Source organism: Epilithonimonas sp. 33E (genome assembly GCF_059372615.1).
Genome location: NZ_CM182009.1, coordinates 498,294 through 512,500 on the forward strand (window position 1 = coordinate 498,294; position 14,207 = coordinate 512,500).

Genomic DNA, 14,207 nt, shown 5'->3' on the forward strand with positions numbered 1-14,207 from the left:
TTTGAATTATATAATTAATTTGAATTAATTGTTTTTTCGATTCTTGCCAGCGTTTCCTCTTTGCCAATGATATTCATAATATCCGGAACATCAGGACCTTTCAGCTCTCCAACAAGAGCCAAACGAAGCGGCATCATGACTTTTCCCATTCCCAAAGAATGTTCCTCCGCAAAATGATGTATCGTTTCTTTTAGAACTTCTGGGTGAAATTCTGTTATTTCTAGTTTTGTAGAAAGATCTTTTAAAACTGCTGAGGTTGTATCATTCCAGGCTTTTTTCAAGGCCTTTTCGTCATAGGAATTTGGTGCTGCGAAGAAGAATTTTCCATCGTTATAGATATCCACTACAAAAGTTGCTCTGTCTTTCATCAATGAAACAATTTTCAATAATTTTTCATCAGAAATGTTCAATGATTTTACTTCGTCAACTTCTTTTAATAAAACTAAAACCTCTTCATCAGATTTCAGTTTAAGATATTCCTGATTGAACCACTTAGCTTTCTGCGGATCAAATCTTGCGCCGGCTTTATGAACTTTATGAAGATCAAATTCGGCAATCATTTCGTCCAAAGAAACAATTTCTTTATCATTCGAAGGTGTCCAACCTAAAAGTGCTGTCATATTAATGAAAGCCTCTGGAAAATAGCCTGACTCTTTATAACCTTTCCATACTTCATCACTTTCCGGATCTTTAAAATCCATAGGAAAAACCGGAAATCCGAATTTTGCACCGTCTCTTTTACTTAGTTTTCCTTTGCCTTCCGGTTTTAATATCAAAGAAAGATGAGCAAACTCGGGAGCATCCCAACCCATTGCTTCGTATAATAAAACGTGCAATGGCATTGACGGCAGCCACTCCTCACCACGAATGACGTGGGAGATTTTCATTTCGAAATCATCTACAACATTTGCAAAATGATAGGTTGGCATTCCATCGTTTTTAATTAGAACTTTATCATCTAAAGTATTAGTATTAACTGAGAAATTTCCTCTGATAATATCCTGAAGATTAAGAACTCTGTCAATCGGCATTTTGAAACGCACAACATAAGGAACATTATCCTCCAACAATTTCTGAACTTCTTCAGAAGAAAGCGAAATGCTGTTTCTCAACTGCTGTCTTGTCTGATAATTGTAAGAGAAAACGTCACCTCTTGCTTCGAATTCTTTTCTGATAGCATCCAATTCTTCAGGCGTGTCAAAAGCGATATAAGCATAATCTGTTGCCAGAATCTGCTCTTTATATCTGTCATAAATGTCCCTTCTTTCAGACTGGCGATAAGGTGCATATGGACCGCCTACTTTTGGACTTTCATCGGGAACGATTCCACACCATTCCAGGGAATTCATAATATAATCTTCCGCGCCTTCTACATATCTTGCCGTATCGGTATCTTCGATTCTAAGAACGAATTCGCCACCTTTATTTTTTGCGAACAGATAATCATATAAAGCCGTTCTGACTCCTCCTAAGTGTAAAGCTCCTGTCGGACTTGGTGCAAATCGCACTCTTACTTTTTTCATAAATAGACGTTTATTTTTTTTCAGGAATCATTGTTTACTGAAAATTGTGGCGCAAAATTAAGAAATTTTAATGGTTTTTACTTTTTTGAATTTGGTTAATCTTATCTGAAATAGTATTTTTGAAGATTAAAATAATAGCTATGTTAGAAATTGGCGAAAGACCTTGGGGTAAATATTATGTTTTGGCGGATGAACCTAACTATAAATTGAAACGAATAGAAGTCAATCCCGGCCAAAAATTATCTTATCAGTATCATCATAAAAGACAGGAGCAATGGACAATCGTTGAGGGCAACGCAACAATTGTTTTAGATGACAAAGAAATCTCTTTGGGTTATGGGGAAAGCGTTTTTATCCCATTGGGTGCGAAACACAGAATTATGAATCTTACGGATAAACCTGTTGTTTTTATAGAAGTCCAGACCGGGACTTACTTTGGAGAAGAAGATATCGTAAGGTTGGAGGATGAATATGATAGAAACTAAAAAAAGAACTAATAAGTTCTTTTTTTAGTTTTCAATGAGAAGGATAGGTAATTCCTTTATCTTGAATTTATTGTGAAGAATATAAAGCGTGAATAACCTTTCCGATAAAAAACCGAAAACTCTTCTTTGATAGGCATCCTCGGATACCGTTATTCTTTTTTCTACTTCAAATAAAATATCAAAAAGCCAAGTGCAATATTGATTAAACCAATTCTTTCCCGAGATAAACATATTGCACAGATAGAAAATATTTCCATTATCAAAATTTTTTTCTATACTTGATTTATACTCAGGATATTTTTCAATAATGACCTCCACACAGGCTTGCCAATCCGATTCTATATGGAAACGCTTGTATTGGTCTGTTAATGACTCAAAATCACCATTATCAAACGTGCAAAAAGTTTTTTGTGGTAGAAGAATATCATATGTCTTTAGTAATTGTATGATCTTTCTTTTTGATGACGCTTCATTCCTAAGATTAATCAGCCGTTGGTCATTTTCCTGAATGTTTCTGACAACATGGGATTTATCCTTTTTTAAAAAGGACTTTTTATAGTTTATATCTAAATATCTCCTATAATGAGCAAGACCGATAATGTCGAAATCTAAATTTTTCCAAGCCCAATATAAAGCGCTTAGTTCGTTAAAAGAGCTATTTTTTTCTGAAATATTATCTCCATCATTATCTCTAAAGTAAGAGTCTTTTATAATGTATGGATTGATAGAAGCACCTACCTGAATGGGGTGGAAAATGTTGTTTTCAACCATAGCACGGTCCTTGTGGGTTGCGACTATAATTTTTACGTTATGATTCATTGAATTCGGTTTTTATAGACTTCAAAGAGGATGCAATGATCTGATGCATGTCGTAATATCGGTATTCTGCAAGTCTGCCACCAAATATTACATGACCTGTTTTTTCTGCTCTTTGTTTGTATAGATTATATTTGTCCTGATTTTCTTTGTCGTTAACAGGATAGAATGCTTCATTGTTTTTAGTCCAGGTTTGCGGAAATTCTTTGGTTATAACAGTTTTTTTCTGTTTTCCGAATTCGAAATGCTTGTGCTCAATAATTCTGGTATAAGGATATTCTTTATCATTATAATTGACGACAGCATTTCCCTGATGGTTTTCTTTATCGAGAACTTCTGTTTCAAATCTTAATGACCTGTATTCAAGCATACCATATTCATAATCAAAAAACTCATCTATTCTTCCTGTAAAAACTATTTTTTCTGCAAGCTTGTCAAAGTTTTCCCTATCGTTGAAATAGTCAGTGTTTTTACGGCATTCTATTCCTTCGAGTAATTTTTCGATTATTGTATTATACCCGCCAACCGGAATTCCCTGATAGCGATCATTAAAATAATTATTATCAAAAGTAAAACGGACAGGCAGCCTTTTAATAATAAAGTTTGGAAGTTCTGTAGCTTTTTTGCCCCATTGTTTTTCTGTGTATTCTTTGATCAGTATTTCGTAAATATCTTTACCTACTAATGAAATTGCCTGCTCTTCAAGATTGGAAGGTGTTTCTGTACCAAATTCTTTGATCTGTTTATCAATTTCCTTTTTAGCTTCTTCAGGGGTTTTTGTTCCCCAAAGCTGGTAAAACGTATTCATATTAAAAGGTAAGTTATACAGTTTACCTTTTGCTACGGCAACCGGAGAATTAACATAGTGATTGAACTCTCCAAACTGATTTACATAGTTCCAGATTCGCTCATCGTTGGTATGAAAAATATGAGCACCATATTTATGAACATTGATTCCTTCAATATTTTCACAATAAATATTACCACCCAAATGCTCCCTTTTGTCTATCACTAAACATTTTTTTCCTCTTTTGGTTGCTTCATAGGCAAAGACACTTCCAAACAAGCCCGATCCTACAATTAAATAATCATACATCATAAATTATGATTGGTATTAAAAACAAAATTTACGGATTCTTCAAATAACTTTTTTTCATTGGAAATCAATATTTTGTAATCTTCAAAATCCTTAATCTTTTCATCAAAATTATACATACAGTCTTCTATTTTAGAGATAATTAAAGGAATGTTCTCTTCTGTATCTCCAAAATGATATTCGTCCAATATCGGCATATCTTCTTTGTATTTTGCAGAACCCTGTTTTCCGGCAATCAGGCAACAGTTTAGCAAAACAGCTTCTCTTGGCATTTTTTCTCTTCCGGGATGAAAGCCGAAATCAATATATACTTTTGCCTTTTTCATCCAGCCGGCAATTTCCTGCAAAGTCATATTTTGTAAAGGCTGCCATTTCAGATGAGGGGCTTTTTCTATAATTTTCTGTAAGAATTCTCCGTTTTTTAAGGCGTTATAAATCACGATATCTTCTTTTTCTGCCTTCCAGTTGTCATCTATATGAAACATCTCGTCCATATATCCTGAAATTTGGCCAAGTGGTTTTATATTATTCTTTTTAAGGAAATCCAAAGAAAAATAAGAATGTGCAATATGTGATATGCCTGGTTCCTGTAATCTTTTGATTGTGGGAATTGGATAATTCTTAAAAAGCCTTTTTATGGAATAGAATTTCTTTTTTTCAAAACGTTCCCGTGTGTTTTCTAAAGTTTTTAAATAAAAAACGACACTCAACCACCATATTACTCTTTGTGTTTCAGAGAATTCTTTATCCCATAATTTATAGGAATAGGTTTCCGGAAAAATAACAATATGATTTTTGGTATTTTCTACTTCAAAACAGAAAGGAACATTGTATTTTTCATAATTATCATGAACGGGAGTTGTATGTTTTTCAGCATCATACTGATCATAGCACATGAATGCCTTTTTACCGATTGCGTTAAGCTGTGACCCTAACTGATGCAGTTCTTCCGGTCCTCCCGTTGACAGATTGGCAGGACAGAGTATGAAAATTTTAGTATTGTTATTAATTGAGATCATGTAGTTTTTTTAGTTCGAAATGATATCTTTCCAGATTGTAATGATATCATTTTTTTCGTTTTCTATGCTGTAATTATGTAATACAAAATCAGATGCTTTTTTACCCATTTCAGATAATTCTCTGTCAGAAAAATGATTGATTATATATTCTGTTTTTTTTACAAAATCGATAATGTTTCCTTCTTCAACTCTGAAAGAAAAATCATCTAAGAAATATTCTTTTCCCGCTCCGCCCTCGTAACCAACGACAACACAGCCGCAGGCCATTGCTTCTACTGGTGGTAAACCAAAACCTTCTCTGTGGTTGAAGCTCAGGAAAACAGTACTTTCTTTTAAAATTCTGGCAACTTCACTTTCGCTCATATTGTCAATTTCTACAAAAGACCAGCCTTTAATATTATTTCTTATTTTAAGAATGTTGATTACCTGTTCCACGTCATCCCTCAACTTGCGTGGCATAAAAGCAATCTGTGGCTTCTTGTTTTTTGAAAAATTAAAAATTTCAGCGTTAATTCCCAGCCGCATTCTGTATGTTCTAATGTCGGGAAATGTATAATTTATATAATTCTCTGCATCTTCAGAAGCAACAATTGTTGCCACTGTTTTTTTACTTTCATAAGGATTGATAACCTTATCTGTATTAATAGGATTTCCACGAAATGTATAATAACAGTTCTGGTTAAAAATGATTTTGTCTACCTCCGGCTCGATGCTGTTGATAGCAAAAGTGTAAATTTCCGGAACGATGATTACAGCATCTTTCTCTATTTGGGGTGAAGTTTTCTTATAGGCAAGAAGTTTAATTTTTGAAAAAGCATTAGGTTTTTTGCCTCGTAAGGTATTATTGAGAATTTTGAAAAAATAATTGCTGAATTCTACTTTTGTTGTATTGGTGAACCATTTTACTTTGTAGCTTTTTTTATTATGAAGTATTACAGCATTATATCCGTTCTGATTCAGTACATCTGCAAAACGGTAAAGTTGTTTTACTCCACCACTGGGTTTTTTGTTATCTGGGCAGACAATATAAATTTTTTTATAATTTTTACTCATAAGACTCTTCTATAATATGATCAACCCAACTTTCGATACTATATTTTTTATAAATATCTTCTGGCAAATCTTCATATGGAGTTTCAAAAAATCCTTTTGGAATATTAATAGTATCCGTGTCAATAACCAAAATATTATTTGGGTTGTAAAAATCATAATTGACAATATCCGGATTATTGGTGATCAGTTTTTTTCTTAATCCCATTGCTTCAAATGGTCTGAAAGATAATCCTTTCTGATGCCTATGTGCAAGATCTAATATTACTTTTGTATCCTGATTATATACATAAGCTTCATTGAACGGAACAATTGTGTTTGTCAATATAATATTTTCTTTTAAATCATCAGGGATCTCCTGTGTGTGATAAGAATATATCTGAGATTTTACCTTTAAATGTGAGAAGTTCTCTTTCAGATAATTCAATATTTTTACAAGGTCGGGAAATCTTTTATCGTAGGTCCCAATAAAGAAAATGTCCCATTTCTCGTGATCTTTTTTTTCTGTAACAAAATAGAAATTATTATTCTTTACCATATGATATCTCTTGCAGTCTGTCTCGTCAAAGCTGAATGCCTTATCAAAGAAATGCAGCGTATGTTCCTGTGGGATTTTGGCGAAACTGTCCCAATAGATTGCTGCAGATCTTTTTGCATTCCCGGTTACTATTTTCAGCTGTTCATCGGTAAGAATATCAGGTCTGTTTATTATTGCAAGATCAATGTCACTGCTAGACTGAAGAAGCGAAAGTAAGTTTTTCTGATTATTAATTGTTTTTAAATTTTTTTTCAGAAAAGTCTTCATAAAAAAATTGGTAATTTTTTCGCCGGCATTCTTATACTTATAAATTGGATTGGAAATGACCATGGTGACTTCATGTCCACTGTATTTTTTCAGAGCATCAAAAATAACATCATGAAATCCATAATAATCCGGAGCGACAAATAAAATTTTCTTCTTTATATCCATTCCTTATAATTTAAAAACCCGTTCCACCCAAGAATCAAGTGTATAATATTTATAAATATCATCCGGAACTTTTTCATAAGGTGATTCAAAAAAAGAAATATTGAGATTACTGCAATTATCATTTAAAATCAGAATATTCTTAGGATTGTAAAAATCATATTTTTTTATATTCTCATTATCAGTAATAATTTTTTTCTCCAATGCCATTGCTTCAAAAACCCTGAAGCTTAATCCACATTGATTTTCACGTGTCAGATCTAATAATGCTTTGGAATTTTTATAATATTGGGCAACATCTTTGTGATTAATTTTTTTAATACTGAAAATAAGAGATACATTTTTCGAACCTCTGAATATATTTTTTACCTGATGTTTCCAACCCTTTTTTCCAATAACCAGTATCTGAAATTTTAAATTCAGCTCAATTAATTTTTGGACCAATATCTTTATAATAGAAACTCTTTTAGCATCATAAGAAGTGATATAAAAAAGATCCATTTCTGGGTTCTGATGTTCATTGGAAAGGTAAGGGATATAAATATAATTGGTTAGTTTTTCGAACCCAAATTTTTGTACATCTGAAATATCAAAGGAAAAAATTTTATCAAAAAGCTTTAATTTATCTTTTTCTACTGGAAACCGATCCAAGCTATCATAAAGGTAAGTGATAAGTTTATTTGTGTGCTTTTTGATCTCTTTCAGGGTAGAAATATCAAATATATCAGGATTTAAAACCAGAATCTGATCCTGATTACCCAATTGATTAAGGGTGTCAAGAACATATTGCTTACGTTTCTCTGTCTTTAAATTTTTGTTGAATATAATTTTGCTCAAAGCATTGACAACTCTTTCCTGGAAGTTTGTATGGGTGATATTTCCAATCTTAATATGATGTGCATCAATACCTTTACTACATAATGTATCTACAATATGCTGATCATATCCCCAAAAATCAAAACTGATTACACAAATCTTCATTCAGTTAATTTTGCTCTTTTTTTAATGATTTATACGTTTCAAAAACGCTTAGAGACTGTAATAATGATAATTGATAGCCTTCTTTTCCATCCAAAATACCAAGTCGCATTATATAAGCTTTAAAAAATTTGAAACCTGTTTTAATATATTGAATTAAAAAGCTGTATCTTTTTCCTTTAGCAGCCAACTCCTTTCCTTTCAAAGCTCCATAATGAATCATTTTTTTTTTATATGAATCATAATCTGTAACAGAATAGTGGAGAAGCTTATTTTTTAGTTCTCCTATTGTTCCTTGTACCTGAAGTGTTTCATGAACTTTTTTTTCCGAAATATATCTGGCTTTCGATTTCCTGAAAAGCCTGAAGTTTTTATCGGTTTGTGTGCCGGAATAATGGATGGCTTTCCCGGCAAAAAAGAATTTTCTATAAAAGAAGTAAGCATCTTTTTTATCAGGCTTACTCAGCTCTTCTATAATTTCTTTTTTAAGCTGGGGAGTTATTCTCTCATCACCATCCAAAAACAATACCCAGTCATTTTTAGCATGAGTCAATGCAAAATTTCTTTGTTTTGTAAAATCTTCAAACTGATTCTGAAAAATATTAACTTGAGGAAAAGATTTTGCAATCTCTATTGTTTTATCGGTACTGAAAGAATCTACAACAACTATTTCCTCACAAAAATCAAAACATTCCAATACTTCCCGAATATTTCTCTCTTCGTTATATGTTATAATTAAACCACTAACTTTCTCCCTATTTTCCGGCATAGTTATTTTTTAAACTCAAAGATAGTCTTCTCGATTATTTTAATACAATCCAGCAACTGTTCTTCAGTAATGACCAAAGGTGGTGCCAATCTGATGATGTTGCCGTGCGTAGGTTTTGCAAGAAGTCCATTTTCTTTTAACTTTAAACAAAGATTCCAGGCTGTTTTGCTGTCAGGCGTATCATTGATTAGAATAGCATTCAATAATCCTTTTCCACGAACTTTTGTGATCAGATCTGTTTTCTGAATTAATTTTTCAATCTCAGAACGGAAAAGTTGACCCAATTCCTCAGCTCTTTCGGATAAATGTTCTTCTTCAACTACATCAAGAGCTGCAACAGCAACGGCACAGGCAATCGGATTCCCTCCGAAAGTAGAACCATGTTGCCCGGGCTTGATAACATTCATAATATCATCATTTGCAAGGACTGCGGAAACAGGATACATTCCTCCGGAAAGTGCTTTTCCAAGAATCAAAATGTCTGGCTGAACATTTTCATGATGACAAGCGATTAATTTTCCTGTTCTTGCAATCCCGGTCTGAACTTCGTCCGCAATGAAAAGAACATTATATTTTTTACATAATTCCGATGCGCCTTTTAAGAATCCATCATCAGGAACATAAACCCCGGCTTCACCTTGTATTGGTTCTGCTAAAAATGCCGCAATATTTTCAGAATCATTTTTCAGGATTTCTTCTAAAGCAGCAAGATTATTATAAGGTATTTTTATAAATCCGGGTGTGAAAGGACCATAATTTTGGTTAGCATCAGGATCATTAGAGAAAGAAACAATTGTCGTTGTTCTTCCATGGAAATTATTTTCACAAACAATAATTTTAGCAGCATTTTCAGAAATGCCTTTTATTTCGTAGCTCCATTTTCTGGCTAGTTTAACCGCTGTTTCTACAGCTTCGGCTCCGGAATTCATAGGAAGCACTTTGTCAAATCCAAATAAAGTAGTGATCTTTTTCTCGTATTCTCCTAATTTAGAATTATAGAAAGCTCTTGATGTCAAAGCTAATTTTTTGGCTTGTTCTACCAAAGCATCCACAATTTTTGGATGAGAATGTCCTTGATTAACAGCGGAATAAGCAGACAAAAAATCATAATACTTTTTACCTTCGACATCCCAAACATAGACGCCATCACCTTTGTCCAGTACCACAGGAAGCGGATGGTAATTGTGAGCGCCAAATTGATTTTCGAGATCGATAAAATATTGAGAATTCTTTGTGATTTCTGCTGTTGACATAAATTTTATTTTTTACAAATCTAAGAATATTATTCTTCAAAAGATCATATCTAATTGTGTATTTTATTCTTGATTTCAATAGTTGATTTTTAATATGAACCAATTGCACTTTTATTAATTTTTGCAGATATGAATTAATGAAAACTTATAATTACATAAATAAAAAAACTACTCCATTTCTAGAGTAGTTTTATTTTATTAATATGAAAACGATTAATGATTATCAAAACTTCTGTCCATTACAAAGTCTTCCATAAACTTCGTAGTATAATTTCCTGCTAAGAAATCTTCATTTTCCAATAATTGTCTGTGGAACGGGATGGTAGTTTTTACACCTTCGATATAAAACTCTTCCAAAGCACGTTTCATTTTTGCAATTGCTTCTTCTCTGGTTTGAGCTGTTACAATAAGCTTGGCAATCATAGAATCGTAGTTTGGTGGAATCGCATATCCCGAATAAACGTGTGTGTCAACTCTTACACCGTGCCCGCCAGGAATATTCAGTCCGGTGATTCTTCCCGGAGATGGACGAAAATCGGCATAAGGATCTTCTGCATTGATTCTGCATTCTATAGCATGCATCTTCGGATAGTAATTTTTTCCGCTGATTGGTGTTCCTGATGCTAGCAAAATCTGCTCACGGATCAAATCGTAGTCAACAACTTGTTCGGTAATCGGATGCTCAACCTGGATTCTGGTATTCATTTCCATGAAATAGAAATTTCTGTGTTTGTCTACCAGGAATTCGATGGTTCCAACACCTTCATAACCAATAAACTCAGCGGCTTTTACAGCGGCAGCTCCCATCTTTTCACGGAGCTCATCTGTCATAAAAGGAGAAGGTGTTTCTTCGATTAGTTTTTGGTTTCTTCTCTGTACAGAACAGTCTCTTTCAGAAAGATGGCAAGCTTTTCCATATTGGTCTCCGGCAATCTGAATCTCAATGTGTCTAGGCTCTTCAATCAATTTTTCCATATACATTCCGCCGTTTCCAAAAGCAGCAACTGCTTCCTGAATGGCAGAATCCCAATGGTCTTTTAGGTCTTCCTCTTTCCAAACGGCTCTCATACCTTTTCCACCACCACCAGCAGTAGCTTTGATCATGACGGGATAACCGATTTCTTTAGCTGTTTTCTTAGCATCTTCGTAAGAATCGATTAATCCGTCAGAACCTGGAACACAAGGGATTCCGGCAGCTTTCATTGTTGCCTTGGCCGTCGCTTTGTCGCCCATTTTCTCTATCTGTTCAGGAGTTGCTCCAATGAATTTGATGCCGTTTTTAGCACAGATTCTGGAGAAATTCGCATTCTCCGACAAGAATCCGTAACCTGGATGGATGGCGTCTGCATTGGTGATCTCTGCAGCAGCAATGATATTAGGGATTTTGAGATAAGAGTCCTTACTCATTGGTGGACCAATACAAACAGCTTCGTCTGCAAAACGCACGTGAAGACTGTCTTTATCAGCTGTCGAATAAACAGCAACCGTTTTGATCCCCATTTCTTTTGCCGTACGCAAGATCCGCATTGCGATCTCACCACGGTTTGCGATTAATATTTTTTTGAACATCTGTTCGAAATTTTAAATTATAAATTTTGAATTTTAAATTAATTTTAAACGAAAGAATTTCATCTAAAATTTATAATCTTTTTACCTTAAAATTCCTTAAGATGGATCAACTAAGAATAATGGCTGATCATACTCTACAGGTGAAGCGTCATCAACCAATATTTTCACGATTTTTCCGCTAACTTCTGATTCAATTTGGTTGAAAAGCTTCATTGCTTCGATCACGCAAACTACTTTTCCTTCTGTTACAGCATCACCAACATTTACAAAAACGTCTTTATCCGGAGATGGCTTTCTGTAGAAAGTACCAATCATTGGAGACTTGATTGTAATATATTTGCTGTCATCAGCAGAGCTTGTTGCTTCAGAAGCTGCAGGAGCAGATCCTGGATTTGCAACTGGTGCGGAAACAGGAGCCTGGTAAGCAACTTGAGGAGTTACATAACTTACAGGTTCTCCTCCAAGTGGAGTTTTGATATAGATTTCGAAGTCTTTGTTTTTATACTTTACTTCGGAAACACCTGCCTTTGCAACAAATCTTACAAGATTCTGAATGTCTTTTATATCCATAAAATTTTTAAATTGTTTTGAACGCCAAATATAATAAAAAACCACCCAAATTGATAAAATCCGAGTGGTTTTTTATGTTGTGTATAAGATTATCGGAAGATAAATCTTAGTTTTCTTCTGTTGTTTCTACAGTTTTCTCTAATACAACTTTTCCTTTGTAGTAAAGTTTTCCTTCATGCCAGTGAGCTCTGTGATAAAGATGCAATTCACCAGTAGTAGCGTCTTTTGCTAATTGAGGCGCTACAGCTTTGTAGTGAGTTCTTCTTTTATCTCTTCTTGTAGACGACTGTCTTCTCTTAGGATGTGCCATTGTTGATTATTTTAAAAATTCAAACGAATTATAGTTATACTTAATTATTGTCTCTTAACTTTTTCAAAGCTTCCCATCTTGGATCGGTGCTTTGTTCTTCCTCTTCTTCAATTTCTTTTGGACTGTATTGGTCAAGGAGTTTTTGATATTCATCATTGTCTCTTACGGATGGCGCCAGTTTTTTCATCGGGATCGATAAAACAACGGCTTCATATACAAGATTGGCTATGTTGAACTCACTATCTTTTTGAGGAATCGTGATAATATCTTCATTACTATCATCATATTCTTCACCAAATTTTACAAGAACCTTCAGATCATTCTCAATGTTTTCAGAAAATTCATCGTTGCTGATGTCGCAGATCAATTGAACTGTTCCTGAAACGTTGATATAGAATTCCAAAAATGTGGTGTGTTTGTCCAAGTGAACATTGACGTCGATTTTTGGGTTAAAAAACTCTTGTTCAGTCTCAAATAAATCAAAGAACTCCTGATTGATTTCGAATTTGAAATCGTGCTTTCCGGTTTTAAGACCAGAAAAAGCAATATCGTAGTTTCTAAATCTGTCCATAAAAAATGGTGTGCAAAAATAATTTAATTTTTTTAAATAACAAAATGTTTTTTGGAAATACTTGAAATGCAAAAAATTACTTCCAATATTTTTGTTTACTCAGCTTCGGTTGGAAGGTCTTCATCCACGCCGTTATTAATATGCATGGCTTTTGGACGAAGCTGGTTTTCCATCAGTTCCCGATATTCGGTTCTGTTCTTAAAAATCCTGATGGCTGTAAAAATAGCTTCCGAAAATGAAGTTTCATCAGCCAGGTTTTTCCCTGCGATGTCATAAGCAACACCGTGATCCGGCGAAGTTCTGATAAAAGGTAAGCCGGCAGTGTAATTGACGCCTTCTTCGTAAGCAATGGTTTTGAAAGGTGCTAATCCCTGGTCGTGATACATTGCCAAAACTGCATCAAAAGCCTTGTATTTTTCCGGCTGGAAAAAGCTGTCAGCAGGATACGGACCAAAAGCCAGAGCGCCAGTTTCAAAAAGTTCTTTAATGGCAGGTTCTATGATTTCAATTTCTTCTTTGCCAATGACGCCGCCGTCGCCAGCGTGTGGATTAAGTCCTAAAACTGCAATTTTCGGTTTTTGTACGCAGAAGTCTTCCTTCAAAGTTGTTATTAATTGTCTGATCTGCTTCTTGATTTTTTCTTTCGAAATGTTTTTTGCAATATCAGCAACTGGAATATGATGCGTGGAAACAGCAACTTTCAGATCGTCTGTTACCATAAACATTACCGCTTTTTTCTGCGCTTTCTCTTCAAAATAGCCTGTGTGTCCGGCGTGAGCAAAGCCGTACTTCATCATCTCATCCTTATTGATAGGAGCGGTTACCAAAACATCGATTTCATTTTTAAGAAGAGCTTCTGTTGCGGCTTCCAAAGAATCGATCGCCATTCTTGTGGATTCTTCTGTAGGAACACCAAATTCTATATTACTATTCTCTTTTGTAAGGTTTACCATATTGATTTTCCCACCCTGAGCTTCTTTTGCAGAATTGATATAATTAAAATTTGTCTGCAATTTGAAAACGTTTTTCTGATAAGTAAATAACTTACCCGATCCAAATATAACTGGCGTGAAAAAATCGGTGATGGTTTTGTCTTTCAGAGATTTCAGAATAATTTCGGGTCCGATTCCGTTGAAATCGCCGATTGAAATTCCTACTCTGATTTTATGATGTTTGGAGCTCATTTGTTTATCTTTGACATTTAAAAGAATTTTACAAATTTAGTTTTTTT

The 14,207-nt window shown here is 34.1% G+C and carries 15 protein-coding genes; 1 reads left to right on the forward strand and 14 read right to left on the reverse strand.

Annotation, left to right across the window (positions count from 1 at the left end; genetic code table 11):
- Positions 1-14: 14 nt before the first annotated feature.
- Positions 15-1,523, reverse strand: a complete 1,509-nt coding sequence (gltX, locus tag AC5P2S_RS02405; protein WP_494556084.1) for a glutamate--tRNA ligase — start codon at positions 1,521-1,523, stop codon at positions 15-17.
- A 140-nt stretch (positions 1,524-1,663) separates the two neighbouring features.
- On the opposite strand from gltX, the gene AC5P2S_RS02410 reads away from it, so the two are divergent.
- Positions 1,664-2,008, forward strand: coding sequence for a phosphomannose isomerase type II C-terminal cupin domain (locus AC5P2S_RS02410; protein ID WP_494556085.1), 345 nt, complete (start codon positions 1,664-1,666; stop codon positions 2,006-2,008).
- A gap of 24 nt (positions 2,009-2,032) precedes the next feature.
- Here the strand turns inward: AC5P2S_RS02410 and AC5P2S_RS02415 are convergent, their stop codons facing one another.
- The 13 genes from AC5P2S_RS02415 to pdxA all read right to left on the reverse strand — a co-directional run bounded on the left by AC5P2S_RS02415 (position 2,033) and on the right by pdxA (position 14,160).
- A complete protein-coding gene (locus tag AC5P2S_RS02415) occupies positions 2,033-2,827 on the reverse strand; it encodes a DUF4422 domain-containing protein (RefSeq protein ID WP_494556086.1) in 795 nt (264 codons plus the stop codon).
- Positions 2,817-3,923, reverse strand: a complete 1,107-nt coding sequence (gene glf, locus AC5P2S_RS02420; protein WP_494556087.1) for a UDP-galactopyranose mutase — start codon at positions 3,921-3,923, stop codon at positions 2,817-2,819. Before glf ends, AC5P2S_RS02415 begins: the two co-directional genes overlap by 11 nt.
- Entirely contained in the window at positions 3,920-4,939 is a 1,020-nt protein-coding gene (locus tag AC5P2S_RS02425) for a hypothetical protein (protein ID WP_494556088.1), read from the reverse strand. Before AC5P2S_RS02425 ends, glf begins: the two co-directional genes overlap by 4 nt.
- 9 nt (positions 4,940-4,948) lie before the next feature.
- Positions 4,949-5,992, reverse strand: a complete 1,044-nt coding sequence (locus AC5P2S_RS02430; RefSeq protein WP_494556089.1) for a glycosyltransferase family 4 protein — start codon at positions 5,990-5,992, stop codon at positions 4,949-4,951.
- Positions 5,985-6,959 (reverse strand): WaaS/CpsH family glycosyltransferase, encoded by a 975-nt coding sequence (locus tag AC5P2S_RS02435; protein ID WP_494556090.1) that lies wholly within the window; start codon positions 6,957-6,959, stop codon positions 5,985-5,987. The genes AC5P2S_RS02430 and AC5P2S_RS02435 overlap by 8 nt, the downstream gene beginning before the upstream one ends.
- A 3-nt stretch (positions 6,960-6,962) precedes the next feature.
- Positions 6,963-7,937 (reverse strand): WaaS/CpsH family glycosyltransferase, encoded by a 975-nt coding sequence (locus AC5P2S_RS02440; RefSeq protein WP_494556091.1) that lies wholly within the window; start codon positions 7,935-7,937, stop codon positions 6,963-6,965.
- Positions 7,938-7,941: 4 nt separating this feature from the next.
- Complete coding sequence (locus AC5P2S_RS02445) at positions 7,942-8,703, reverse strand: glycosyltransferase family 2 protein (RefSeq protein WP_494556092.1); 762 nt, start codon at positions 8,701-8,703, stop codon at positions 7,942-7,944.
- A gap of 2 nt (positions 8,704-8,705) precedes the next feature.
- Positions 8,706-9,956 carry an ornithine--oxo-acid transaminase gene (gene rocD, locus AC5P2S_RS02450; RefSeq protein ID WP_494556093.1) on the reverse strand — a complete coding sequence of 417 codons (1,251 nt, stop codon included), beginning with the start codon at positions 9,954-9,956 and terminating at the stop codon, positions 8,706-8,708.
- Between the two features lie 213 nt (positions 9,957-10,169).
- Positions 10,170-11,525, reverse strand: a complete 1,356-nt coding sequence (gene accC, locus AC5P2S_RS02455) for an acetyl-CoA carboxylase biotin carboxylase subunit (RefSeq protein WP_283416192.1) — start codon at positions 11,523-11,525, stop codon at positions 10,170-10,172.
- A gap of 96 nt (positions 11,526-11,621) precedes the next feature.
- Entirely contained in the window at positions 11,622-12,095 is a 474-nt protein-coding gene (gene accB, locus AC5P2S_RS02460) for an acetyl-CoA carboxylase biotin carboxyl carrier protein (RefSeq protein ID WP_283416193.1), read from the reverse strand.
- A 106-nt stretch (positions 12,096-12,201) separates the two neighbouring features.
- Positions 12,202-12,405 carry a 50S ribosomal protein L32 gene (gene rpmF / locus AC5P2S_RS02465; protein ID WP_076781964.1) on the reverse strand — a complete coding sequence of 68 codons (204 nt, stop codon included), beginning with the start codon at positions 12,403-12,405 and terminating at the stop codon, positions 12,202-12,204.
- Between the two features lie 40 nt (positions 12,406-12,445).
- A complete protein-coding gene (locus AC5P2S_RS02470; RefSeq protein WP_283416194.1) occupies positions 12,446-12,976 on the reverse strand; it encodes a YceD family protein in 531 nt (176 codons plus the stop codon).
- 95 nt (positions 12,977-13,071) lie between these two features.
- Positions 13,072-14,160 (reverse strand): 4-hydroxythreonine-4-phosphate dehydrogenase PdxA, encoded by a 1,089-nt coding sequence (gene pdxA, locus AC5P2S_RS02475; protein WP_283416195.1) that lies wholly within the window; start codon positions 14,158-14,160, stop codon positions 13,072-13,074.
- Positions 14,161-14,207 lie beyond the last annotated feature (47 nt).

What these genes read in the sequence shown, in the direction of transcription:
- gltX (WP_494556084.1), bottom strand. Translation starts at nt 1,523, where the DNA reads ATGAAAAAAGTAAGAGTGCGATTTGCACCAAGTCCGACAGGAGCTTTA.
- AC5P2S_RS02410 (WP_494556085.1), top strand. Translation starts at nt 1,664, where the DNA reads ATGTTAGAAATTGGCGAAAGACCTTGGGGTAAATATTATGTTTTGGCG.
- AC5P2S_RS02415 (WP_494556086.1), bottom strand. Translation starts at nt 2,827, where the DNA reads ATGAATCATAACGTAAAAATTATAGTCGCAACCCACAAGGACCGTGCT.
- glf (WP_494556087.1), bottom strand. Translation starts at nt 3,923, where the DNA reads ATGATGTATGATTATTTAATTGTAGGATCGGGCTTGTTTGGAAGTGTC.
- AC5P2S_RS02425 (WP_494556088.1), bottom strand. Translation starts at nt 4,939, where the DNA reads ATGATCTCAATTAATAACAATACTAAAATTTTCATACTCTGTCCTGCC.
- AC5P2S_RS02430 (WP_494556089.1), bottom strand. Translation starts at nt 5,992, where the DNA reads ATGAGTAAAAATTATAAAAAAATTTATATTGTCTGCCCAGATAACAAA.
- AC5P2S_RS02435 (WP_494556090.1), bottom strand. Translation starts at nt 6,959, where the DNA reads ATGGATATAAAGAAGAAAATTTTATTTGTCGCTCCGGATTATTATGGA.
- AC5P2S_RS02440 (WP_494556091.1), bottom strand. Translation starts at nt 7,937, where the DNA reads ATGAAGATTTGTGTAATCAGTTTTGATTTTTGGGGATATGATCAGCAT.
- AC5P2S_RS02445 (WP_494556092.1), bottom strand. Translation starts at nt 8,703, where the DNA reads ATGCCGGAAAATAGGGAGAAAGTTAGTGGTTTAATTATAACATATAAC.
- rocD (WP_494556093.1), bottom strand. Translation starts at nt 9,956, where the DNA reads ATGTCAACAGCAGAAATCACAAAGAATTCTCAATATTTTATCGATCTC.
- accC (WP_283416192.1), bottom strand. Translation starts at nt 11,525, where the DNA reads ATGTTCAAAAAAATATTAATCGCAAACCGTGGTGAGATCGCAATGCGG.
- accB (WP_283416193.1), bottom strand. Translation starts at nt 12,095, where the DNA reads ATGGATATAAAAGACATTCAGAATCTTGTAAGATTTGTTGCAAAGGCA.
- rpmF (WP_076781964.1), bottom strand. Translation starts at nt 12,405, where the DNA reads ATGGCACATCCTAAGAGAAGACAGTCGTCTACAAGAAGAGATAAAAGA.
- AC5P2S_RS02470 (WP_283416194.1), bottom strand. Translation starts at nt 12,976, where the DNA reads ATGGACAGATTTAGAAACTACGATATTGCTTTTTCTGGTCTTAAAACC.
- pdxA (WP_283416195.1), bottom strand. Translation starts at nt 14,160, where the DNA reads ATGAGCTCCAAACATCATAAAATCAGAGTAGGAATTTCAATCGGCGAT.